This window comes from Streptomyces sp. NPDC002779, assembly GCF_042888685.1.
Taxonomy (GTDB): Bacteria; Actinomycetota; Actinomycetes; order Streptomycetales; family Streptomycetaceae; genus Streptomyces.
Window position 1 is genome coordinate 1 of the sequence record NZ_JBIAQC010000002.1, and the last position, 20,888, is coordinate 20,888.

Here is a 20,888-nt window from a genome sequence, read left to right on the forward strand (position 1 = left end):
TCATAGTGTTTCGGTGGTCATAGCGTGAGGGAAACGCCCGGTTACATTCCGAACCCGGAAGCTAAGCCTTACAGCGCCGATGGTACTGCAGGGGGGACCCTGTGGGAGAGTAGGACACCGCCGAACAAATTGTGAGAGAACCCCCGTACCGTTCATTCGGTACGGGGGTTTTCTGCGTTTAGCCGTCCTTTCGGTTTCCCCCACCCGCTCAGAGGCGTCCTGCGGTCTTCAGCGCCAGATAGGCGTCTGCCAAAGCGGGGGCCAATTCGTCCGGGGTCGCGTCGACCACTGTGACGCCGTGACGGCGGAGTTGGTCCGCTGTGCGGTGGCGTTCGCTCTGGGCCTGCGCCGCGGCTGCCGCCTCGTAGACGGAATCGGTGTTGCCCCGGGCTTTGGCCATGCGGGCGACGTACGGGTCTGCCACGGATGCCACGAGGACGGTGTGGCGCTGGGTCAGTTGACCGAGTACCGGGAGCAGGCCCTCTTCGATCGGGGCCGCGTCGAGGCTCGTGAACAGGACGATGAGGGCGTGCCGGGGAGCCGTACGGAGTGCTGTGGCGGTCAGGCCGCGGGCGTCGGTCTCGACGAGTTCGGGTTCCAGTGTCGCCATGGCGTTGACCAGGGACGGCAGTACGTCGCCGACCGTTCGGCCCTGGACCAGCGCGCGGACCCGGCGGTCGTAGGCGAGGAGGTCCACGCGGTCGCCGGCTCGGGAGGCCAGGGCCGCCAGGAGGAGTGCCGCGTCCATGGAGGCGTCGAGACGTGGGGCGTCGCCCACGCGGCCGGCTGAGGTGCGGCCGGTGTCGAGGGCCAGGAGGATGTGGCGGTCGCGCTCGGGGCGCCAGGTGCGTACGGCGACCGCGGACTGTCTGGCCGTAGCGCGCCAGTCGATGGAGCGGGTGTCGTCGCCGGGGATGTACTCGCGGAGGCTGTCGAATTCTGTGCCTGCGCCGCGGGTGAGGACGCTGGTGCGGCCGTCGAGTTCGCGGAGGCGGGCGAGCTTGGAGGGGAGGTGCTTGCGGCTGGTGAAGGGGGGCAGCACACGGACCGTCCAGGGGACTTTGTGGGTGCCCTGTCGGGTGAAGAGGCCGAGCGGGCCGTAGGAGCGGATGGTCACGCGGTCCGCATGGCGGTCGCCGCGGCGGGTGGGACGTAGACGCGTGGTGAGGCGTCGGCGTTCGCCGGGCGGGACCGTCAGGTGGTGGCGGGAGGCCTCGATTTCCGTGCCGGGCCGCCAGCTGCTCGGCGGCCAGGCGTCGCGCAGGTGGGCGCGCAGGGGGCGGCCGGAGGGGTTGGTGACGGTGAGGGTCACGTCGGCGGTTTCGCCGAGGCGTGCGGAGGTGTCGCCGGAACGGGTCAGGCCGAGACGGCGTACGGGGGCGGCCAGGGCGAAGTCGCAGGCGCAGGCGACCGCGAGTGGGGCGTTGACGGCCAGGATGCCCGTCCAGCTGGGTTCCCAGATGCCGACGGGGAGGGAGCCCAGGGCTGCGAGGAGCGCGGCGCGTCCGGTGAGTGCCATCAGCGGGGAACGGGGACGTGGGTGAGGATCGCGTTGATGACGGAGTCCGCCGTCACGCCTTCCATTTCCGCTTCCGGGCGGAGTTGCAGGCGGTGCCGGAGGGTGGGCAGGGCAAGCGCTTTCACGTCGTCGGGGGTGACGTAGTCACGGCCGGTCAGCCATGCCCACGCGCGGGCGGTGGCGAGGAGGGCCGTCGCGCCGCGCGGGGAGGCGCCGAGGGTGAGGGACGGCGAGTCGCGGGTGGCGCGGCAGATGTCGACGACGTAGGCCGTGATGTCGGGGGAGACCGTCGTCTTGGCCACGGCCGCGCGGGCGGCTTCGAGGTCGGCGGGGCCGGCTACGGGGCGTACGCCGGCGGCGCGCAGGTCGCGTGGGTTGAAGCCCTCGGCGTGGCGGGTGAGGACGGTGATCTCGTCCTGGCGGGAGGGCAGGGAGATCGTGAGCTTGAGGAGGAAGCGGTCCAGTTGGGCTTCGGGGAGGGGGTAGGTGCCCTCGTACTCGACCGGGTTCTGGGTGGCCGCGACCAGGAAGGGCTCGGGGAGCGGGCGGGGGGTGCCGTCCACGGTGACCTGGCGTTCCTCCATGGCTTCGAGGAGGGACGACTGGGTCTTGGGGGGCGTGCGGTTGATCTCGTCCGCGAGGAGGAGGTTGGTGAAGACCGGGCCGGGCTGGAAGGAGAACTGCGCGGTGCGGGTGTCGTAGACCAGGGAGCCGGTCACGTCGCTCGGCATGAGGTCGGGGGTGAACTGGACGCGCTTGGTGTCGAGTTCGAGTGCGGATGCGAGGGCGCGGACGAGCAACGTTTTGGCGACCCCAGGGACTCCTTCTAGGAGAACGTGTCCGCGGCAGAGGAGGGCGACGACGAGGCCGGTGACGGCGGGGTCCTGGCCGACCACGGCTTTGGCGATCTCGGCGCGCAGGGCTTCCAGGGATGCCCGGGAATCGGGCCGGTCCCCGCTCTGCCCGGCGTTGTCAGTGGTCGGGTCCATCATGGACGGCGTACCTCACTTTCGAGGGCGTCGAGTTGGTCGGCGAGGGAGATGAGGGCTGCGTCGTCGCCGGGCGGCGGGCCGAAGAGGAGGTTGTGCAGGGGCTGTCCGTCGCCGCGGAGGTGCGCGGACAGGGCGGGGAGCAGGGCCTCGGGCGCGTGCGCCTGGGTGACGGGGACGCCTACGAGGGGGGCGAGGCGGGTGCGGGTGGTGGAGCGAAGAGCGGCGGCTGCGCGGTCACGGGCGTCGGCCTTGCGGTAGAGGCGGGCGCGGCCTTCGACGGTCTCGGATGCGCGGATCGTCACGGGGAGTTTCTCGGGCACGAGGGGGCCCAGTCGGCGTGCCCTCCAGAGGGCGGCCAGGGCTGCCGCGATGAAGAGCTGGAGGGTGCCCCAGAGCCAGCCCGAGGGGAGCAGGTCGAAGAAGTCGCGCTCACCTTCGGGGCTGGCGGCGGTGGAGTCGGAGAGCGAGGGGAGGTACCAGACCAGATGGGGGCGGGAGCCGAGGAGTTGGAGGGCGAGCGAAGCGTTGCCCTGCTCGTCGAGGTGGTCGTTGTAGAGGATGTCGGGCGCGCCGAGGACCACGGTGTCGCCGTCCCCGGAGGAGCTGGGGATGCGCAGGAGGGTGGCCAGGCGCTTGCTCGGGTAGCAGGAGTCTGCCTGGAGGTGGGTGGTGGTGTAGCGGAGGCCGCCCGTGTCGGCGGCGCCGGCGCGCCGGGCCTCGGGGAGGTCGCAGTCGGGCTGGAGGGTGGAGTCCAGGCTCTTGGCGGGGTCGGCGACGACGTCGGGGGCGAGCCGTTCGACGGACCGGCCGCCGGGGGCGACGAGGAGAGTGCGGCCGTCGCTGTCGCCGATCGCGGAGTGCAGCGAGGTCTGTTGACGCCCGGTCAGCAGGTCGGGGACGGCGACCAGGAGGGTGGTGTCCGGGCCGGTCGCGGCGCGTGCCTGGTCGAGGGTGGTGACCACGCGCGTGGACACGCCTCGGTCGGCGAGGAGTTCGGCGAGGGCGCGGCTGCCCTGGGCGTCGGCGGAGCGTGGGTCGAGGGTGCCGTGCCGGGCGTCGGAGCGGACCACCGCGATGGCGACGGCGCCCACCAGGAGGATGACGAGGGCGAGGGCGATGCCTCGCGCGCGGGTCCACACCTGGCGGGCGGTGGGGGAGACCGAGGTGGACGCGAGCGTGGCCTCGGTGGTCACTGGGCGGCTCCCTGGCGGGTGTGGGGGGCCGTGCTGTGGGCGCTGCTGGTGAGCCGGGGCTTGGTGCGCTCCAGGTCGTGGTCGAGTTCGGCGATGCGCCGGTACGACGGCTCGGTCGCGGCTCGGCCGCCGTATGTCACATCGTCGAAGTCCCGTGCTGCGGTGCGCAGTCGGTCGGTGTGGTCGGGCAGGGCTCGGCCGGCTTCGGCGGCTGCCTCGTCGGCGGTGCGGCCGGGGCGGACGTCGAGGAGGGCGCGTTCCTCCAGCGCGCGGACGATGGCCCGCATGCGTTCTTGGACGGCCTGGTTCCAGTGGCCCTGGGCGGCGTGTGCCTCGGCGGCGGCGCGGTGTTCGGCGGCGCTGCGGGGGCGGTCGTCGAACAGGGCGGCGGCGGAGGCGGGTTCGCGGCGCGGGGTGCCCAGGCGCCACCACAGGGCGCCCAGGACGGCGAGTACGGCGAGGATGACGACGACCACGCCGAGCGCGCCTCCGGGGGTCACGGCCGAGGCGCTGCTGAACAGGTCGCCGACCCAGCCCCAGAAGGCGTCGAGGGCGCGTTGGAACAGGCCGGGTTCGTTCTCGTGGTACATCCGCTTGGACAGCTCGCGCCGCGCGGCCTCCCGGGCGGGGTCGCGCGGGATCGTTACCGGTGGTTCGTCGCCGGAGCGCGCGCGTGACAGCGCGTCCCCGGCATGCAGGGACATCCGTACGGCGCCGCGCGGCAGGGCCGGCGCCGCGGTGAGAACTCCCCCCGCCAGGCTCACCGATTCAGCTCCCCGGGGTGTCGGGTCCGTAGCCCTGGACGCCGGCGGCGCGGGCCAGTTCGAGGTCGAGGGCCTCGCGGCGGATGCGCTGGTCGATGTAGAGGAGCACGGTGACGCCCGCCGAGATCGGGAAGGTGATCATGGAGCCGATCACCGAGCCGATGCCGCTGACGATGAGGTACGTCCAGCCGAGGTCGCCGCTGCTGTCGAGGAGGCCGCTGCCGCTGTCGCCGCTGAAGGCGTCGGCCAGGAAGGCGAACGGGATGGCGATGATCGACGCGAGGATGCTCGCGATGAGCATGGCCAGCAGCTGGATGCCGAAGATACGCCACCAGGAGCCGCGGACCAGCTTCACGGAGCGGCTCATCGACTTCACGATGCTCTGCTTCTCCAGCATCAGCGCCGGCGAGGCGAGGGAGAAGCGCAGCATCAGCCAGATCGCGACGACGATGGCGCACAGGCTGCCCAGGGCGGTGAGGGCGGCGCCCGCTTCACCGGCGCCCGAGGCGGCCACCAGGATGCCCGGCAGGACGCCCACGGCGACGATGCCGAAGGCGATGAGCACCAGCAGGAAGATCAGGCCGAAGAGCCTGGCGATCTGCGGGCGGGCGTCGGTCCAGGCCTCGCCGATGGTCACCGACTTGCCGAGGACGGCGCGGCTGGTGACGGTGGTGAGCAGGGCGGTCGCCACGATCGTGCCGATCAGGGAGATCACGGAGATGACGCCGTAGCTGAGCATGGCGTCGCCCATGGCGCGGCTGAGTTCGCTGAAGGTGGCGCTGGGGTCGTTGAGGGCGTCGGTGTCGATGCGGTCGTTCAGGAAGAAGCCCTGGAGCAGGACGACGACGATCTCGGTGAGGACCGCGACGGTGAGGGCGATGCCGAGCACCGTGCGCCAGTAGGCGCGCATGGTGGAGACGGCGCCGTCGAGGATCTCACCGACGCCGAGCGGGCGCAGGGGGATGACGCCGGGCTTGGCCGCGGGCGGGGGGCCGCCCCAACCGCCGCTCCAGGAGCCGTATCCGCCGGGGCCTGCGTAGCCTCCGTGGCCGCCGGGGCCGGCCGGGGGGTGGCTGCCCCAGCCCGGGCCGGGGGGCGGGGGCGGTGGGGTCTGTTCCGGGGCCGCGGGGCCGGTGGGTGCGGACCACTGGGCCGGTGGCGGCTGCTCCTTGGACCACGTCGGGCCGGAGTCCTGCGGCTGCGGGCCGGACTGGTCCGCGGGCTGCTCGGATTCCGGTCGGTCGGCGGGCCGGTCAGGGCCGGACGTGCCGGGCTCCTGTCCGTCGGACGGGGCGGATCCGGGCGAGGCCCAGCCCGGAGTGTCGTTCATCGTCGCTCCTTCACGGTGCCCGTCCGCGGGTCGCGGCGGCAGGTTGGCAGCCATCGTGCCATGGGGTGGTCATCCGGGGACCGGCCAAGGTATGGGCTGCACACCTTCAATTGTCCGCCGGATAACGGGCAGACTGACCGCATGGCTGATCAGCACGCGCAATCCGGCGAGGACAAGCGGCCGACCCAGATACCGGTGATCCGGTGGGAGGAGCCGCCTGAAGGCCCCGTACTGGTCCTTCTCGACCAGACGAGACTGCCCGCAGAGGAGGTCGAACTGGTCTGTACGGATGCGCCGGTGCTGGTGGAGGCGATCCGCTCGCTCGCCGTGCGCGGGGCGCCGCTGCTCGGGATCGCGGGGGCGTACGGTGTCGCGCTGGCCGCCGTGCGCGGCTTCGATGTGGACGACGCGGCGGACGCGCTCGCGGGTGCCCGTCCCACGGCGGTGAATCTCGCCGTCGGGGTGCGCCGGGCGCAGGCCGCGCACCGGGCCGAGCTGGCCCGGAGCGGTGATTCGGGAAAGGCGGCCGAGGCGGCGCTGGCCGCGGCGCGGAAGCTGCACGAGGAGGACGCCGACGCCAGCGCGCGGATGGCCGAGCGGGGGCTGGCCCTGCTGGACGAGCTGCTGCCCGGCGGCGGGCACCGGATTCTCACCCACTGCAACACCGGGTCGCTGGTGTCCGGCGGGGAGGGCACGGCGTTCGCGGTGGCGCTGGCCGCGCATCGCGTGGGGCAGCTGCGGCGGCTGTGGGTGGACGAGACGCGTCCGCTGTTGCAGGGTGCCCGGCTGACGGCGTACGAGGCGGCGCGCAGCGGGATGGCGTACACCTTGCTGACGGACAACGCGGCGGGGTCGCTGTTCGCGGCCGGTGAAGTGGACGCCGTACTGATCGGGGCGGACCGGATCGCCGCCGACGGGTCGGTGGCGAACAAGGTGGGGAGTTATCCGCTCGCGGTGCTGGCGCGGTATCACCATGTGCCGTTCATCGTGGTGGCTCCGGTGACGACGGTGGACCCGGAGACGCCCGACGGGGCGTCCATCGAGGTGGAGCAGCGGGGCGGGTACGAGGTGACCGAGCTGACCGCGCCGCAGGTGCCGCTGACGGGGCCGGGCGGCGGGATACCGGTGGCGCCGCTGGGGACGCAGGCGTACAACCCGGCCTTCGACGTGACGCCACCGGAGCTGGTGACGGCGATCGTGACGGAAGAGGGTGTGGTGTCGCCGGTGACCGCCGAGGCGCTGGCGGAGGTATGTGGCAGGTCGCGGGAGGTGACGATCGGCTAGGCCGGGCCGGATCGCCGGGCCGCGATGTGGCGGCCCGGCGGGGGCGGTGTCCGGTCAGCGGCCCGCGTGGTCGATCACGTTGCCGTCGGAGCAGTTGTTGACGTGGTCGCCCGTCCAGTCGCCGAGGAAAGGCACGACGGCCGCCTCGTGGAGGCAGACTGCTGCTGCCGTGAAGTTTCCGTTGCTCGCCGCGTTGAGGGCGTTGCCCAAGTCCTCGCCGGTGTCGGCGTGGGCGGGGGCGGCCAGGGCCAGGGTGGCCGCGGTCAGGACGGTAGTCGTGAGGATCTTGCGCATGTGCAGGGGAACGACCGGGATCATCGCCGGGCACGGCCCGCTCGGGGGTGTCACCCGGGCGCCTGGGTGGGGCCAGGGCAGACAGTGACGGCTCGGTACGACTATCGTCACAGGCCAGTGACCCTTCTCACCAGCGCCCCGGTCACTGTTACGAGAATGGGATGATGTCGTTTATGAAGGGACGAGTCCTTGTCGTCGACGACGACACCGCACTGGCCGAGATGCTCGGCATCGTGTTGCGTGGTGAAGGTTTCGAGCCGTCTTTCGTAGCCGACGGCGACAAGGCGCTGGCCGCTTTCCGTGAGACCAAGCCCGATCTGGTGCTGCTCGATCTGATGCTGCCCGGAAGGGACGGCATCGAGGTCTGCCGTCTGATCCGGGCGGAGTCGGGCGTGCCGATCGTCATGCTCACGGCCAAGAGCGACACCGTCGATGTCGTCGTGGGCCTGGAGTCGGGCGCGGACGACTACATCGTGAAGCCGTTCAAGCCGAAGGAGCTGGTCGCCCGGATCCGGGCGCGGCTGCGGCGGTCGGAGGAGCCGGCGCCGGAGCAGCTCGCCATCGGCGATCTGGTCATCGACGTGGCCGGTCACTCCGTGAAGCGGGACGGGCAGTCGATCGCGCTCACCCCGCTGGAGTTCGATCTGCTGGTCGCGCTGGCGCGCAAGCCGTGGCAGGTGTTCACCCGCGAGGTCCTGCTGGAGCAGGTGTGGGGTTACCGGCACGCCGCCGACACCCGGCTGGTCAATGTTCATGTGCAGCGGCTGCGCTCCAAGGTCGAGAAGGACCCGGAGCGGCCGGAGATCGTGGTGACCGTGCGTGGTGTCGGTTACAAGGCGGGACCGAGCTGACATGTCCGGTGACAGTGCCGCTTCGGCGCCCGGCCGGTCCGGGGCTCGCGGGGGGCGGCCTGTCGGCCGGGGGACGGCAGGCTCCCGTTGGCGACGGTTCCTGGAGGGCGGGTTGCTCCAGGGCGGTGTCCAGGGCAGTCCGGTCCTTCGGTTGTTCATGCGCTGGGTGCGCCGGCCGCTGCTGCCCGTCATGCGGCTGTGGCGGCGCAACATCCAGCTCAAGGTCGTCGTCACGACCCTGCTGATGTCGCTGGGCGTGGTCCTGCTGCTGGGCTTCGTGGTCATCGGCCAGGTGCGCAACGGCCTGCTGGACGCCAAGGTGAAGGCCTCGCAGAGCCAGGCCACCGGCGGCTTCGCCGCGGCCAAGACCACGGCCGACGAGACGCGGGCGGCAGGGCCCGGCGACGACGGCACCGCGACGGACGGCCGCTTGGACCAGAACGTCATCCAGTGGATGAGCGACCTGGTGGAGCAGCTCTCCAGCGGCGGCCAGGGCGCCTTCGAAGTGGTGACGCTGCCCGCGGGCGGGGACAGCGGCGGCGGGCGCGGTCCGCGCGCCTCCAACTACGTCGACCCGACCGCGAGCGTGCCCGAGAACCTGCGCGAGCGCGTCGACAGCAGCACCGCGGCGGCCCAGAGCTACACGCGCATCGTCTACAACGCCGACAAGGACTCCCAGCCGGCCCTCGTCATCGGCAAGCAGGTCAACGACCCCAACGGCGACCCCTACCAGCTCTACTACCTCTTCCCGCTCACGCAGGAGGAGAAGTCGCTGAGCCTGGTCAAGGGCACGCTGGCGACCGCCGGGCTCTTCGTCGTCGTACTCCTCGGCGCCATCGCCTGGCTGGTCGTGCGGCAGGTGGTCACGCCGGTGCGGATGGCGGCCGGGATCGCCGAGCGGCTGTCCGCCGGGCGGCTGCAGGAGCGGATGAAGGTCACCGGCGAGGACGACATCGCGCGGCTCGGCGAGGCCTTCAACAAGATGGCGCAGAACCTTCAGCTGAAGATCCAGCAGCTGGAGGACCTGTCGCGGATGCAGCGGCGGTTCGTGTCCGACGTGTCGCACGAGCTGCGAACGCCGCTGACGACTGTACGGATGGCCGCCGATGTGATCCATGAGGCGCGGGAGGACTTCGATCCGGTGACCGCGCGGTCGGCGGAGCTGCTCGCCGATCAGCTGGACCGTTTCGAGTCGCTGCTCGCGGATCTGCTGGAGATCAGCCGGTTCGACGCGGGGGCGGCGGCGCTGGAGGCCGAGCCGATCGATCTGCGCGAGGTCGTGCGGCGCGTGGTCAGCGGGGCCGAGCCGCTCGCGGAGCGCAAGGGCACGACGATCCGGGTGGTGGGCGACCAGCAGCCCGTCGTCGCCGAGGCGGACGCCCGGCGGGTGGAACGGGTCCTGCGCAATCTCGTGGTCAACGCCGTGGAGCACGGTGATGGCCGGGACGTGGTCGTCAAGCTCGCCTCGGCGGGCGGGGCGGTCGCGGTCGCGGTGCGCGACTACGGCGTCGGACTCAAGCCCGGCGAGGCCACGCGCGTGTTCAGCCGTTTCTGGCGGGCCGACCCGGCACGCGCGCGTACCACCGGCGGAACGGGTCTGGGGCTGTCCATCGCCCTGGAGGACGCCCGGCTGCACGGCGGCTGGCTCCAGGCCTGGGGCGAGCCGGGCGGTGGCTCGCAGTTCCGGCTGACGCTGCCGCGGACCGCGGACGAGCCGCTGCGGGGCTCCCCGATACCGCTGGAGCCGAAGGACTCGCGCCGCAACCGTGGCCTGGACGACGCCGGTCTCCCGCGCGGGGAGAAGAGCGCGACCGTGCCGGCGCAGCAGACGGGTGACCAGGCGTCCGCGATGACGTCACGGGACCCGATAGCCCAGCGGCTCAACGGAGCGGCCCCCACGGCCGATCCGACGGCGCTGCCGGGCAATGGGGCGCGCGTGGTGCCCCGGCCCGCGTCGGGGCCGCGACGACAGGACGACGCGCCCGCCGGTGAGAGGGCGCGCGGCGAGGACGCCGGGCCGCCCGAGGGCCCGAGCAGGCAAGGGGAGGCATTCCGTGGGCGCTGACCGCGAGGGGGGCGCCCGGCGCGGACCGGGGCGCGCGGCGGCGTACGTCGCCTGCGGCGCCGTACTGCTGGCCGGGTGCGCCTCGATGCCCGACAGCGGGGATCTGAGCGGGGTGGACTCCACCGCGCGGCAGGACACCCAGGTGCGGGTCTTCGCGATGCCGCCCTCGGAGGACGCCACGCCCACCCAGCTCGTCCAGGGCTTCCTGGAGGCGCTGACCAGCGACGATCCGAACTATGAGATCGCCAGCCAGTATCTGACCGAGGACGCGGCGAAGACCTGGCGGCCCAAGACCGGCACGACGGTCCTCGCGGACGGTCCGGACGCCTTCGAGCTGCCCAGGTCGCGGGGGCGGGAGGACACCGGGGAGACCTCGTTCGCGTTGAGCGGCACCAAGGTCGCCACGGTGGACGAGCAGCAGTCGTACGCCCCGGCGGAGGGGGTGTACGAGTCGCTGCTGCATCTCACCCAGGATCCCAAGACCAAGCAGTGGCGCATCGGCAAGCTGCCCCAGGGCGTCGTCATGGGACAGGGCGACTTCGAGCGCAACTACACGTCGGTCAACAAGTACTACTTCGCCTCCAACACCGTGGCCGGGGGCAGCGGTCGGACGGCGGCGGTCGCCGATCCCGTCTACGTCCGTGCGCGCGTCGATCCGATGAAGCAGATGGTGCGTTCCCTGCTGAACGGGCCCACCACCTGGCTCAGCCCCGTGGTCAGGACGAGCTTTCCCACCGGGACCGCGCTGCAGAAGGGCGTCACCACGCTGACGCCCGACGAGCAGAACAAGCTGACCGTGCCGCTCAACGACCGGGCGGCCCGGGTCGGCCTGAGCAAGTGCACCGAGATGGCCGCCCAGCTCCTGTTCACCCTGCGCAGCCTCACTCCGTCGCTGGAGGAGGTCGAGCTGGAGTCGGGCGGCAAGCAGTTGTGCTCGCTCGCCGAGGAGGCATCCGCGGGCGCTGCCGCGCGCGGGTCCACCGAGGACGTGGAGTACCTGTACTACGTCGACGACGAGCACCGGCTGGTGCGGATGGCGGCGGCCGAGGACGGCGCCCGGACGCCGGATCCGGTCCCCGGCGCGCTGGGCGAGGGGAACACACAGCTGCGGTCCGCGGCGGTCTCGCGGGACGAGCACATGGCGGCCGGGGTCGGTGTCGAGGGCAAGGAGCTGTACGTCGGCTCCCTGGTGTCCGGGGCATCGCTCGGGGAGCCCGTGCTGCGCAGTACCGGCAAGACGGCCGAGGACCGGCTGACGACGCCGAGCTGGGACTCCCGGCACGACCTGTGGGTCGCCGACCGCAACCCCGAGGACCCCCGCCTGCTGCTGCTGGAGAACGGCGCGGGCGAGCCGCTCGAGGTGCAGACCCCGGGACTCGACGGGCGCATCGAGTCGGTACGGGTGGCCGCGGACGGAGTGCGGATCGCGCTCGTCGTGGCCAAGGGCGACACGTCCGCCCTGCTCATCGGGCGGATCGAGCGCGAGAACAAGCCGGGCGAGGACCGGCCGCTCGTGACGGTGCAGGAACTGCGGTCCGCGACGCCGGAGCTGGAGGAGGTCACCACCGTGTCGTGGGCGGGTGACAGCCGGCTCGTGGTGGTCGGGCGCGAGCAGGACGGCGTGCAGACGGTGCGGTACGTCCAGGTCGACGGATCCACTCCGGAGGGACCGGCCCCCGCCGCGCTGACCGGGGTGGAGGAGATCGCCGCGGCGGAGGACGACCGGTTGCCGCTGGTGGCGTACTCGGAGGACGGGATCGTGCGCCTGCAAGCGGGGGCGCAGTGGCAGAAGGTCGTGACGGACGGGACCGCGCCGGTTTATCCGGGGTGAGTGCCCGCCCGAGGGTGCAGGACGGCCGCTTCCGACGGAGGTGGCCGTTTCCTTTCTCGGAAAGCGCCCTTCGAGGGGTGCTTCCCCGGCCCGGCGAGGTCACCGTCCGGAGTTATCCACAGGTGGTTATCCACAGGGGTGGCCGGTGGGCGCCCCGGGTTGGCACAGTGGTGGGCATGCGGGGGTGGTGGCGGGACCTCACAGATCTGGTGCTGCCGGCCGAGTGCGGAGGCTGCGGAAGGCCTCGTGCGGTGCTCTGCCCGGAGTGCCGTACGGCCCTGAGCGGGGCCGCACCGCGCCGGGTGCGACCGGTGCCGGAGCCGCCCGGGCTGCCCGTGGCGCACGCCGCGGCACCCTACGCGGACGAGGTGCGTGCCGCCCTGCTGGCCCACAAGGAGCGGGGCGCGCTGGCCCTGGCGGCACCGCTCGGGGTGGCGCTGGCGGGAGCCGTGCGGGCGGGGCTCCTGGTGGGCCGGCAGGGCGGCGGGGGCGCGCCGGTGCTGCTGGTGCCCGTGCCGTCGGCGCGGCGGGCCGTGCGGGCGCGGGGGCATGACCCGGCGCGACGGATCGCGCTCGCCGCGGCGGCCGAGCTGCGGCGGACCGGGACCCCCGCGCGGGTGCTCGCCGTGCTGCGGCAGCGGCGTGCCGTGGCCGATCAGTCGGGGCTCAACTCCCGGCAGCGGATGGACAATCTGGCGGGCGCGCTGCGGGTGGCGCCCGGTGGTGAGCGGCTGCTGGGCAGTGGCTCGGTGGTGCTCGTCGACGACTTGATGACGACCGGTGCCTCCTTGGCGGAGGCGGCGCGGGCGGTACGGGAAGAGGTGGCGGACCTGCGGACGGGGGCGGCCGGGGCGGTACGGCCGGTTGGCCATGGTGATGAGGCGAACGCGGTGTGCGGAGCGGTAACTCGGGAAGACAGAGGGGAACGGAGGACGGGAGTGAGGGCCGAGGCGGTGCGGATGCCCGGAGTACCGGGCATGGCGGGCGGCATCCGCGCAGGTGACGTGCTGTGCGCGGCCGTCGTGGCGGCCCCACCGGATGCTTTCGAAATAAACCGGAACTGACTGTCTACTTGCGTCGTTGCAGGTAATGAGAAGAGCAATTCACCTGAACGGAGGTACGCCGCTGTAGAGGGTGACGACATCCGTCCGGGCGAGATATGTTCGGTTGTGAGAGAAAGGCGCAGGCCATCCCTCTCATACCTGAATGCCGGGCTGCGGGTTTTCCGTATTCACCCGAGCCGGTGGGGTGGAGATCTTGCCCATGGGGGAGGAGGAGGTGGACGTCACCGAGTCCGAGGTTCCGGGAATCGCCGGAGCCTGGTGCAAAAGGGAGATGCTCCGCCGCTGCAGCGGAGCGATCCGGGAACGGAGTTCTGCGTGGACATCGTCGTCAAGGGCCGCAAGACCGAGGTGCCCGAGCGGTTCCGCAAGCACGTGGCCGAGAAGCTGAAGCTGGAGAAGATCCAGAAGCTCGACGGCAAGGTGATCAGCCTCGACGTCGAGGTGTCCAAGGAGCCCAACCCCCGACAGGCCGACCGCAGTGACCGAGTGGAGATCACGCTCCGCTCCCGCGGTCCGGTGATCCGGGCGGAGGCAGCGGCCAGTGATCCGTACGCGGCGCTGGACCTGGCGGCGGAAAAGCTCGACGCGCGGCTGCGCAAGCAGCACGACAAGCGCTACTCGCGGCGGGGCGCGCGCCGGCTGACGGCGGCCGAGGTCCCCGACCACGTCCCGGACGCGGCGACGCTCAACGGGAACGGCACCTTCCAGGAGGAAGACTCGGACGGCGTTCCCGTCAAGAAGATCGGCTCGCTGGAAGTGAAGGGCGAGGGACCCCTCGTCGTTCGCGAGAAGACGCATGTCGCCTCCCCGATGACCCTGGACCAGGCCCTCTATGAGATGGAACTGGTCGGGCACGACTTCTACCTGTTCATCGATTCCGAGACCAAGGAACCGAGTGTCGTCTACCGACGGCACGCCTACGACTACGGCGTCATCCACCTCAACACCGACCCGATGGTCGCCGAGGGGGAGAGCCAGGCGGCCGGTGGCACGTTGGGCGGCTGATCCGCCCGGCCAAGAAGCGAGCGGGTGCCCCTGGAGCGCGTGTGCGCCCCCAGGGGCACCGGTGTGCGACCACTTCGCGCCCCGCTCTGTCACCGCGCTGTCGTCCCGGCATGAAATCATGGCCGCACCGGCCCAACCGGTGGGCCGCTGCCTTGGGTTGGCGATGGCACCTGACCAGCCACAGCCTTCAGGGGGAGGAACGATGGCGGACACCTTCGGACCGATGCGGGACGAGGATGCCGACGCAAGTGTCGTCGGCATGGGCCCGGACGCGGGCTCTCCACGCAAGGAGCCGATCAGAGTCCTCGTCGTGGACGACCACGCCCTCTTCCGCCGTGGCCTGGAGATCGTGCTCGCGGCCGAGGAGGACATCCAGGTCGTCGGGGAGGCCGGCGACGGCGCCGAGGCGGTGGACAAGGCCGCCGATCTGCTGCCCGACATCGTGCTGATGGATGTGCGGATGCCGAAGCGGGGCGGGATCGAGGCCTGCACCTCCATCAAGGAGGTGGCACCCAGCGCGAAGATCATCATGCTGACGATCAGCGACGAGGAGGCCGACCTCTACGACGCGATCAAGGCGGGCGCGACCGGCTATCTCCTCAAGGAGATCTCCACCGACGAGGTCGCCACCGCCATCCGCGCCGTGGCCGACGGGCAGTCGCAGATCAGCCCGTCGATGGCGTCGAAGCTGCTCACCGAGTTCAAGTCGATGATCCAGCGGACGGACGAGCGCCGCCTGGTGCCGGCGCCGCGGCTGACCGACCGTGAACTCGAGGTGCTCAAGCTGGTCGCCACGGGCATGAACAACCGCGACATCGCGAAGGAGTTGTTCATCTCCGAGAACACCGTGAAGAACCATGTGCGCAACATCCTGGAGAAGCTGCAGCTGCACTCCAGGATGGAGGCCGTGGTGTACGCGATGCGGGAGAAGATCCTCGAGATCCGGTAGGCGGGGTCAGGCCAGCAGCCCGCTGAGCGCGTGGGCGAGGGGCTCGCGCAGCTCCGGGGCGTCGACCCGCTCCACCCGTACGTCCGTGCAGTCCACCCAGCTCGCCGCCTCCACCAGGGCCTGGGCCACCGCCGGGACCGCCTTCGGGCCGTCCAGGGTGACCTGCTTGGCCACCAGCGTGCTCCCCTCGCGGGCCGGGTCCACGCGGCCGACGAGCCGGCCGCCCGCCAGCACCGGCATCGCGAAGTAGCCGTAGACCCGCTTCCGGCGGGGGACGTAGGCCTCCAGGCGGTGGGTGAAGCCGAAGATGCGCTCGGTGCGTGCCCGCTCCCAGATCAGGGAGTCGAACGGGGACAGCAGCGTCGTGCGGTGCCGCCCGCGGGGTGGAGCGGCCAGCGCCTCCGGGTCAGCCCAGGCGGGCTTGGCCCAGCCCTCGACGGTGACCGGGACCAGGCCGGAGTCCGCGATCACCGCGGCCACCTGCTCGCCCTTGAGGCGGTGGTAGTCGGCGATGTCCGCGCGGGTGCCGACGCCGAGGGACCGGCCGGCCAGCCGGACCAGGCGGCGCAGGCACTCGGTGTCGTCGAGTTCGTCGTGCAGCAGGGCAGCCGGGATGGCGCGCTCCGCCAGGTCGTACACGCGCCTCCAGCCCCGGCGTTCCACACAGACGACCTCGCCGTACATCAGGGCGCGCTCCACGGCGACCTTCGAGCCGGACCAGTCCCACCAGTCGCTGGTCTTCTTCGCGCCGCCCAACTCCGTGGCGGTGAGGGGGCCTTCGGTGGTGAGCTGCTTGATCACTTGGTCGTAGGCGCCGTCGGGGAGTTCATGGCCCCAGTGGGGGCGGTTGCGGTAGGCGCGGCGGCGGAAGGCGAAGTGGGGCCACTCCTCCACCGGGAGGATGCAGGCGGCATGCGACCAGTACTCGAAGGCGTGCGTGTCCTTCCAGTAGGCGTCCTCGACGGTCTTGCGGCCCACCGCGCCCAGGCGGGCGTACGGGATGAGCTCGTGGGAGCGGGCCAGCACCGAGATGGTGTCGAGCTGGACCGCGCCCAGATGACGCAGGACGCCGCGGACGCCGGATCTGCGGTCGGGGGTGCCGAGCAGGCCCTGGGCGCGCAGGGCGATACGGCGGGCCTCGTCTGCCGAGAGCTCGGTGCTGGGGCGCGGGGTCGTCATGGTTCGCACGATAGGGGGTGGCACTGACAGTGGGGGGTGAGCCGGGGATTCGCTAGCTCCTCGCCGGCACATACGGGGCCGTCGACGGCAGGCCCAGGTCCGAGGGGAGGAGCGAGCCCACCCAGCAGTCCCGTCGTACGCCCTTGTTGTTGATCGCGGAGCGCAGGGTGCCCTCGATGGTGAAGCCGGTGCGCTCCGCCACCGCGCGGGAGGCGGTGTTGCCGACCTCGGCCCGCCACTCCAGGCGGTCGACGCAGGCCGCGGTGAAGGACCAGCGGGCGGCGGCCAGGACCGCCTCGCAGGTGTAGCCCTTGCCGCGGTGCTCCTTCGCCGTCCAGAAGCCGATCTCGGCCACCCCCAGGGCGCGCATCGTCAGGCCGAGCATGCCCGCCAGGTCCTCCCCCTCGGAGAGGAAGACGCCGAGGGTGAACATGCTGCCGTCCGCCCAGCCGTCGGGGGCCAGTTGTTCGGTGAAGCTTCTGGCGTGCTCGGGGAGGTAGGGCGAGGGGATCGTCGTCCAGCGCTGGATGTCGGGGTCCTGGACGGCGCGGTACACAGCGTCGGTGTCGTACGGGCCGACCGTGCGCAGCAGGAGGCGGTCGGTGGTCAGCGTCACGGGGTCCATCGGGCGATTCTGCTCGCGGACGGCCACGGACGCCAAGTATGTGCCGTGCGTGAGCAGGCGATCACAATTCGCGTAATTCGTCGCACCGGACGGCACCATCCGCGGCGCCCGTCCGTTGTCCCTTTCGAAGAGATGTGAAGCAGCGGAAGGTCGCCGTCTCGGCAGGCCTCCCGGCGTGGCGGGGTCCTCGCATACGATGGCCGTTGCTCAGTCAAGTCAAATGGAAACCGACCGTCCCAGGCCCGACCGGCAAGGAGACCAACCCCCGTGTCCGTCCTCTCGAAGCTCATGCGTGCAGGCGAAGGCAAAATCCTGCGCAAGCTGCACCGCATCGCGGACCAGGTCAACTCCATCGAAGAGGACTTCGTCGACCTCTCCGACGCCGAGCTGCGGGCCCTCACCGAGGAGTACAAGCAGCGGTACGCCGATGGTGAGACTCTCGACGACCTCCTCCCCGAGGCCTTCGCCACCGTCCGCGAGGCCGCCAAGCGCGCCCTCGGCCAGCGTCACTACGACGTGCAGATCATGGGCGGCGCCGCCCTCCACCTCGGTTACGTGGCCGAGATGAAGACCGGTGAGGGCAAGACCCTCGTCGGCACCCTGCCCGCGTATCTGAACGCGCTGTCCGGCAAGGGCGTCCACCTCATCACGGTCAACGACTACCTGGCCGAGCGCGACTCCGAAATGATGGGCCGCGTCCACAAGTTCCTGGGCCTGAACGTGGGTTGCATCCTCGCCAACATGACGCCGGCCCAGCGTCGCGAGCAGTACGCCTGCGACATCACGTACGGCACGAACAACGAGTTCGGCTTCGACTACCTGCGCGACAACATGGCGTGGTCCAAGGACGAACTCGTCCAGCGCGGCCACAACTTCGCCATCGTCGACGAGGTCGACTCCATCCTCGTCGACGAGGCCCGTACGCCGCTGATCATCTCCGGCCCGGCCGACCAGGCCACCAAGTGGTACGGCGACTTCGCCAAGCTGGTCACCCGCCTGAAGAGGGGCGAGCCGGGCAACCAGCTCAAGGGCATCGAGGAGACCGGCGACTACGAGGTCGACGAGAAGAAGCGCACCGTCGCGATCCACGAGTCCGGTGTTGCCAAGGTCGAGGACTGGCTGGGCATCGACAACCTCTACGAGTCGGTGAACACGCCTCTGGTGGGCTACCTGAACAACGCCATCAAGGCCAAGGAGCTCTTCAAGAAGGACAAGGACTACGTCGTCCTGGACGGCGAAGTCATGATCGTCGACGAGCACACCGGCCGTATCCTCGCCGGCCGCCGCTACAACGAGGGCATGCACCAGGCGATCGAGGCGAAGGAAGGGGTGGACATCAAGGACGAGAACCAGACGCTCGCCACGATCACCCTGCAGAACTTCTTCCGCCTCTACAAGCGCCACGACCACGACGGCAAGGAACAGCCGGGTCTGTGTGGCATGACCGGTACGGCGATGACCGAGGCCGCCGAGTTCCACCAGATCTACAAGCTCGGTGTGGTGCCGATCCCGACGAACCGGCCGATGATCCGCAAGGACCAGTCGGACCTGATCTACCGCACCGAGGTCGCGAAGTTCGAGGCGGTCGTCGACGACATCGTCGAGAAGCACGAGAAGGGCCAGCCGATCCTCGTCGGTACGACGTCGGTCGAGAAGTCCGAGTACCTCTCGCAGCAGCTCAGCAAGCGCGGTGTCCAGCACGAGGTGCTCAACGCCAAGCAGCACGACCGTGAGGCGATCATCGTCGCCCAGGCCGGCCGCAAGGGCGCCGTGACCGTGGCCACCAACATGGCCGGCCGTGGTACGGACATCAAGCTCGGTGGCAACCCCGAGGACCTCGCCGAGGCGGAGCTGCGTCAGCGCGGCCTCGACCCCGAGGAGCACATCGAGGAGTGGGCCGCGGCGCTGCCCGCCGCTCTGGAGCGGGCCGAGAAGGCCGTGCAGTCCGAGTTCGAGGAGGTCAAGGAGCTCGGCGGGCTCTACGTCCTCGGCACCGAGCGGCACGAGTCGCGCCGGATCGACAACCAGCTGCGCGGTCGTTCCGGCCGTCAGGGTGACCCGGGCGAGTCCCGCTTCTACCTGTCGCTGGGCGACGACCTGATGCGTCTGTTCAAGGCGCAGATGGTCGAGCGCGTGATGTCGATGGCGAACGTCCCGGACGACGTGCCGATCGAGAACAAGATGGTCACGCGCGCGATCGCGTCCGCGCAGTCGCAGGTCGAGCAGCAGAACTTCGAGACCCGTAAGAACGTTCTGAAGTACGACGAGGTCCTCAACCGCCAGCGTGAGGTCATCTACGGCGAGCGCCGCCGCGTCCTGGAGGGCGAGGACCTGCACGAGCAGGTGCAGCACTTCATGGACGACACGATCGACGCGTACGTCATGGCGGAGACCGCCGAGGGGTTCGCCGAGGAGTGGGACCTGGACCGGCTGTGGGGCGCCTTCAAGCAGCTCTACCCGGTGAAGATCACCGTCGACGAGCTGGAGGAGGCGGCGGGTGACCGGGCGGGGCTGACCGCCGAGTTCATCGCCGAGTCCATCAAGGACGACATCCACGCCCAGTACGCGGAGCGCGAGGCGCAGCTCGGTTCCGAGATCATGCGCGAGCTGGAGCGCCGGGTCGTGCTGTCGGTGCTGGACCGCAAGTGGCGCGAGCACCTCTACGAGATGGACTACCTCCAGGAGGGCATCGGCCTGCGCGCGATGGCGCAGAAGGACCCGCTGGTCGAGTACCAGCGCGAGGGCTTCGACATGTTCACCGCCATGATGGAGGGCATCAAGGAGGAGTCCGTCGGCTACCTGTTCAACCTGGAGGTCCAGGTCGAGCAGCAGGTCGAGGAGGTCCCGGTCGAGGACGCCAAGCCGACGCTGGAGAAGGGCCCGCAGGACGCGGTTCCCGCGCAGGCGGGTGCGCGTCCGGAGATCCGCGCGAAGGGGCTCGACGCCCCTCAGCGGCGGAACCTGCACCTGTCCGCGCCGACCGTCGACGGCGCCGGTGGCACCGTCGAGCGGGAGTGGTCCGACGACGAGGAGCCGGTGCGCTCCGAGGCGGACGGCCTCACGCGCGCGGAGCGGCGCAAGCAGGCGCGGGGTGGACGGCGCCGTAAGAAGTAGGGGTTCCGAGGTACCCGCCGCGCCCGCGAGGGCGTGCCGCGGCGGCCGTGGAAGGGCCGGGTCACCGTTCGGGTGCCCGGCCCTTCGGCATGAGGGCTTGCCGGGTCGGGCGGGCTGTGGGCCTTGGGCTCGGGGCCCGGCGCCTGCGGCTTCCGCCCAGCGCCTGCGGCTTCCGCCCGGGGGCCTGGCGGCCTGTGGCCCGGGCCTGCGCCTGTGGCCTCGCACCCTGGAGGGCTGCCGGCCTGGCGGCCGTGTGGCCGTGCGGAGGCCGTGGAAGGGCCGGGTCACTGTTCGGGTGTCCGGCCCTTCGGCATGAGGGCTTGCCGGGTCGGGCGGGCTGTGGGCCTGGGGCCTGCCGCCTCGCCGCCTGGCGTTCTGGCGTCCTGCCGGCCGTGGGAGCCTGAGGGCCGCCTGTTCAGCCTTGCGGCCGGCCTGCTGGTCTTCGACATGGGGGTCTGGCGGCCGGTGGCCCTTCGGCCTGGCGGCGGGCGGCCCAGCGGTCGTGCGGCCCAGCGGCCGGCTGCCGGTCAGGCGGCCAGGGGTGCAGGGGACCTGCTGGTCTTGTGTTCCTGGCCGCCTTCGGCCTGGCGGCCCTGTGACCCTTCGGCCCGGCGGCGTGCGGCTCAGCGGCTTTGTGGCCCTGCGGCGTGCGGCCCAGCGGCCTTGCGGACTGCGGCCGCCTGCCAGCCTTGTGGCCAGGGGCCAGGGGCCAGGGGCCAGGGGCCAGGGGCCAGGGGCCAGGGGCCAGGGGCCAGGGGGCCTGCTGGCCTTGTGTTCCTGGCCCCTTCGGCCTGGCGGCCTGTGGCCCTTCGGCCTGGCGCCTGTGGCC

General features: G+C 71.3%; 16 protein-coding genes and 1 rRNA gene. 9 read left to right on the forward strand and 8 right to left on the reverse strand.

Annotated elements, in window-relative coordinates; all coding sequences use genetic code 11:
* Positions 1 to 9 precede the first annotated feature (9 nt).
* A 5S ribosomal RNA gene (gene rrf, locus ACFYW5_RS05635) occupies positions 10 to 126 on the forward strand.
* 82 nt (positions 127 to 208) lie between these two features.
* Here rrf and ACFYW5_RS05640 read toward each other — a convergent pair.
* Genes ACFYW5_RS05640 through ACFYW5_RS05660 form a run of 5 tightly spaced genes read right to left on the reverse strand, consistent with a single transcriptional unit; the run spans position 209 to position 5,798 of the window.
* Entirely contained in the window at positions 209 to 1,519 is a 1,311-nt protein-coding gene (locus ACFYW5_RS05640; RefSeq protein ID WP_389415656.1) for a DUF58 domain-containing protein, read from the reverse strand.
* A complete protein-coding gene (locus ACFYW5_RS05645; RefSeq protein ID WP_389416415.1) occupies positions 1,519 to 2,508 on the reverse strand; it encodes an AAA family ATPase in 990 nt (329 codons plus the stop codon). The genes ACFYW5_RS05640 and ACFYW5_RS05645 overlap by 1 nt, the downstream gene beginning before the upstream one ends.
* A complete protein-coding gene (locus tag ACFYW5_RS05650) occupies positions 2,508 to 3,704 on the reverse strand; it encodes a DUF4350 domain-containing protein (RefSeq protein WP_389415657.1) in 1,197 nt (398 codons plus the stop codon). Before ACFYW5_RS05650 ends, ACFYW5_RS05645 begins: the two co-directional genes overlap by 1 nt.
* Positions 3,701 to 4,468: a DUF4129 domain-containing protein gene (locus ACFYW5_RS05655; RefSeq protein ID WP_389415658.1), complete on the reverse strand. Its 768-nt coding sequence runs from the start codon at positions 4,466 to 4,468 to the stop codon at positions 3,701 to 3,703. The genes ACFYW5_RS05650 and ACFYW5_RS05655 overlap by 4 nt, the downstream gene beginning before the upstream one ends.
* Positions 4,469 to 4,472: 4 nt before the next feature.
* The gene (locus ACFYW5_RS05660; protein WP_389415659.1) at positions 4,473 to 5,798 is read right to left on the reverse strand and encodes a glycerophosphoryl diester phosphodiesterase membrane domain-containing protein; all 1,326 of its coding nucleotides are present in this window, start codon (positions 5,796 to 5,798) and stop codon (positions 4,473 to 4,475) included.
* A gap of 141 nt (positions 5,799 to 5,939) precedes the next feature.
* Here ACFYW5_RS05660 and mtnA point away from each other — a divergent pair, with 141 nt between their 5' ends.
* Positions 5,940 to 7,082, forward strand: a complete 1,143-nt coding sequence (gene mtnA, locus ACFYW5_RS05665) for an S-methyl-5-thioribose-1-phosphate isomerase (protein ID WP_389415660.1) — start codon at positions 5,940 to 5,942, stop codon at positions 7,080 to 7,082.
* A 54-nt stretch (positions 7,083 to 7,136) separates the two neighbouring features.
* Here the strand turns inward: mtnA and ACFYW5_RS05670 are convergent, their stop codons facing one another.
* A complete protein-coding gene (locus ACFYW5_RS05670; RefSeq protein ID WP_389415661.1) occupies positions 7,137 to 7,376 on the reverse strand; it encodes a hypothetical protein in 240 nt (79 codons plus the stop codon).
* Between the two features lie 161 nt (positions 7,377 to 7,537).
* Between ACFYW5_RS05670 and mtrA the strand changes: the two genes are divergently transcribed.
* The 6 genes from mtrA (at position 7,538) to ACFYW5_RS05700 (ending at position 15,141) form a co-directional block, all read left to right on the forward strand.
* The gene (gene mtrA, locus ACFYW5_RS05675; RefSeq protein WP_015659998.1) at positions 7,538 to 8,227 is read left to right on the forward strand and encodes a two-component system response regulator MtrA; all 690 of its coding nucleotides are present in this window, start codon (positions 7,538 to 7,540) and stop codon (positions 8,225 to 8,227) included.
* A 1-nt stretch (position 8,228) separates the two neighbouring features.
* A complete protein-coding gene (mtrB, locus tag ACFYW5_RS05680) occupies positions 8,229 to 10,292 on the forward strand; it encodes an MtrAB system histidine kinase MtrB (protein ID WP_389415663.1) in 2,064 nt (687 codons plus the stop codon).
* Positions 10,282 to 12,123: an LpqB family beta-propeller domain-containing protein gene (locus tag ACFYW5_RS05685; protein WP_389415664.1), complete on the forward strand. Its 1,842-nt coding sequence runs from the start codon at positions 10,282 to 10,284 to the stop codon at positions 12,121 to 12,123. The genes mtrB and ACFYW5_RS05685 overlap by 11 nt, the downstream gene beginning before the upstream one ends.
* Before the next feature lie 176 nt (positions 12,124 to 12,299).
* Entirely contained in the window at positions 12,300 to 13,187 is an 888-nt protein-coding gene (locus tag ACFYW5_RS05690; RefSeq protein ID WP_389415665.1) for a ComF family protein, read from the forward strand.
* A 315-nt stretch (positions 13,188 to 13,502) separates the two neighbouring features.
* Entirely contained in the window at positions 13,503 to 14,192 is a 690-nt protein-coding gene (gene hpf, locus ACFYW5_RS05695; protein WP_389415666.1) for a ribosome hibernation-promoting factor, HPF/YfiA family, read from the forward strand.
* 202 nt (positions 14,193 to 14,394) lie between these two features.
* Positions 14,395 to 15,141, forward strand: a complete 747-nt coding sequence (locus ACFYW5_RS05700; RefSeq protein WP_389415667.1) for a response regulator — start codon at positions 14,395 to 14,397, stop codon at positions 15,139 to 15,141.
* A gap of 6 nt (positions 15,142 to 15,147) precedes the next feature.
* On the opposite strand, the gene ACFYW5_RS05705 is transcribed toward ACFYW5_RS05700, so the two are convergent.
* On the reverse strand, positions 15,148 to 16,320 hold the full coding sequence (locus ACFYW5_RS05705) for a winged helix-turn-helix domain-containing protein (RefSeq protein ID WP_389415668.1): 1,173 nt from the start codon (positions 16,318 to 16,320) through the stop codon (positions 15,148 to 15,150).
* 52 nt (positions 16,321 to 16,372) lie between these two features.
* Positions 16,373 to 16,945, reverse strand: coding sequence for a GNAT family N-acetyltransferase (locus ACFYW5_RS05710; RefSeq protein WP_389415669.1), 573 nt, complete (start codon positions 16,943 to 16,945; stop codon positions 16,373 to 16,375).
* Between the two features lie 267 nt (positions 16,946 to 17,212).
* Between ACFYW5_RS05710 and secA the strand changes: the two genes are divergently transcribed.
* Positions 17,213 to 20,059, forward strand: a complete 2,847-nt coding sequence (gene secA, locus ACFYW5_RS05715) for a preprotein translocase subunit SecA (protein WP_389415670.1) — start codon at positions 17,213 to 17,215, stop codon at positions 20,057 to 20,059.
* Positions 20,060 to 20,888 lie beyond the last annotated feature (829 nt).

Bases quoted from the DNA above. Each gene is read 5' to 3' on its own strand.
- ACFYW5_RS05640 (WP_389415656.1), bottom strand. From the start codon at position 1,519: ATGGCACTCACCGGACGCGCCGCGCTCCTCGCAGCCCTGGGCTCCCTC.
- ACFYW5_RS05645 (WP_389416415.1), bottom strand. From the start codon at position 2,508: ATGGACCCGACCACTGACAACGCCGGGCAGAGCGGGGACCGGCCCGAT.
- ACFYW5_RS05660 (WP_389415659.1), bottom strand. From the start codon at position 5,798: ATGAACGACACTCCGGGCTGGGCCTCGCCCGGATCCGCCCCGTCCGAC.
- mtnA (WP_389415660.1), top strand. From the start codon at position 5,940: ATGGCTGATCAGCACGCGCAATCCGGCGAGGACAAGCGGCCGACCCAG.
- ACFYW5_RS05670 (WP_389415661.1), bottom strand. From the start codon at position 7,376: ATGCGCAAGATCCTCACGACTACCGTCCTGACCGCGGCCACCCTGGCC.
- mtrA (WP_015659998.1), top strand. From the start codon at position 7,538: ATGATGTCGTTTATGAAGGGACGAGTCCTTGTCGTCGACGACGACACC.
- mtrB (WP_389415663.1), top strand. From the start codon at position 8,229: ATGTCCGGTGACAGTGCCGCTTCGGCGCCCGGCCGGTCCGGGGCTCGC.
- ACFYW5_RS05690 (WP_389415665.1), top strand. From the start codon at position 12,300: ATGCGGGGGTGGTGGCGGGACCTCACAGATCTGGTGCTGCCGGCCGAG.
- ACFYW5_RS05700 (WP_389415667.1), top strand. From the start codon at position 14,395: ATGGCGGACACCTTCGGACCGATGCGGGACGAGGATGCCGACGCAAGT.
- ACFYW5_RS05705 (WP_389415668.1), bottom strand. From the start codon at position 16,320: ATGACGACCCCGCGCCCCAGCACCGAGCTCTCGGCAGACGAGGCCCGC.
- ACFYW5_RS05710 (WP_389415669.1), bottom strand. From the start codon at position 16,945: ATGGACCCCGTGACGCTGACCACCGACCGCCTCCTGCTGCGCACGGTC.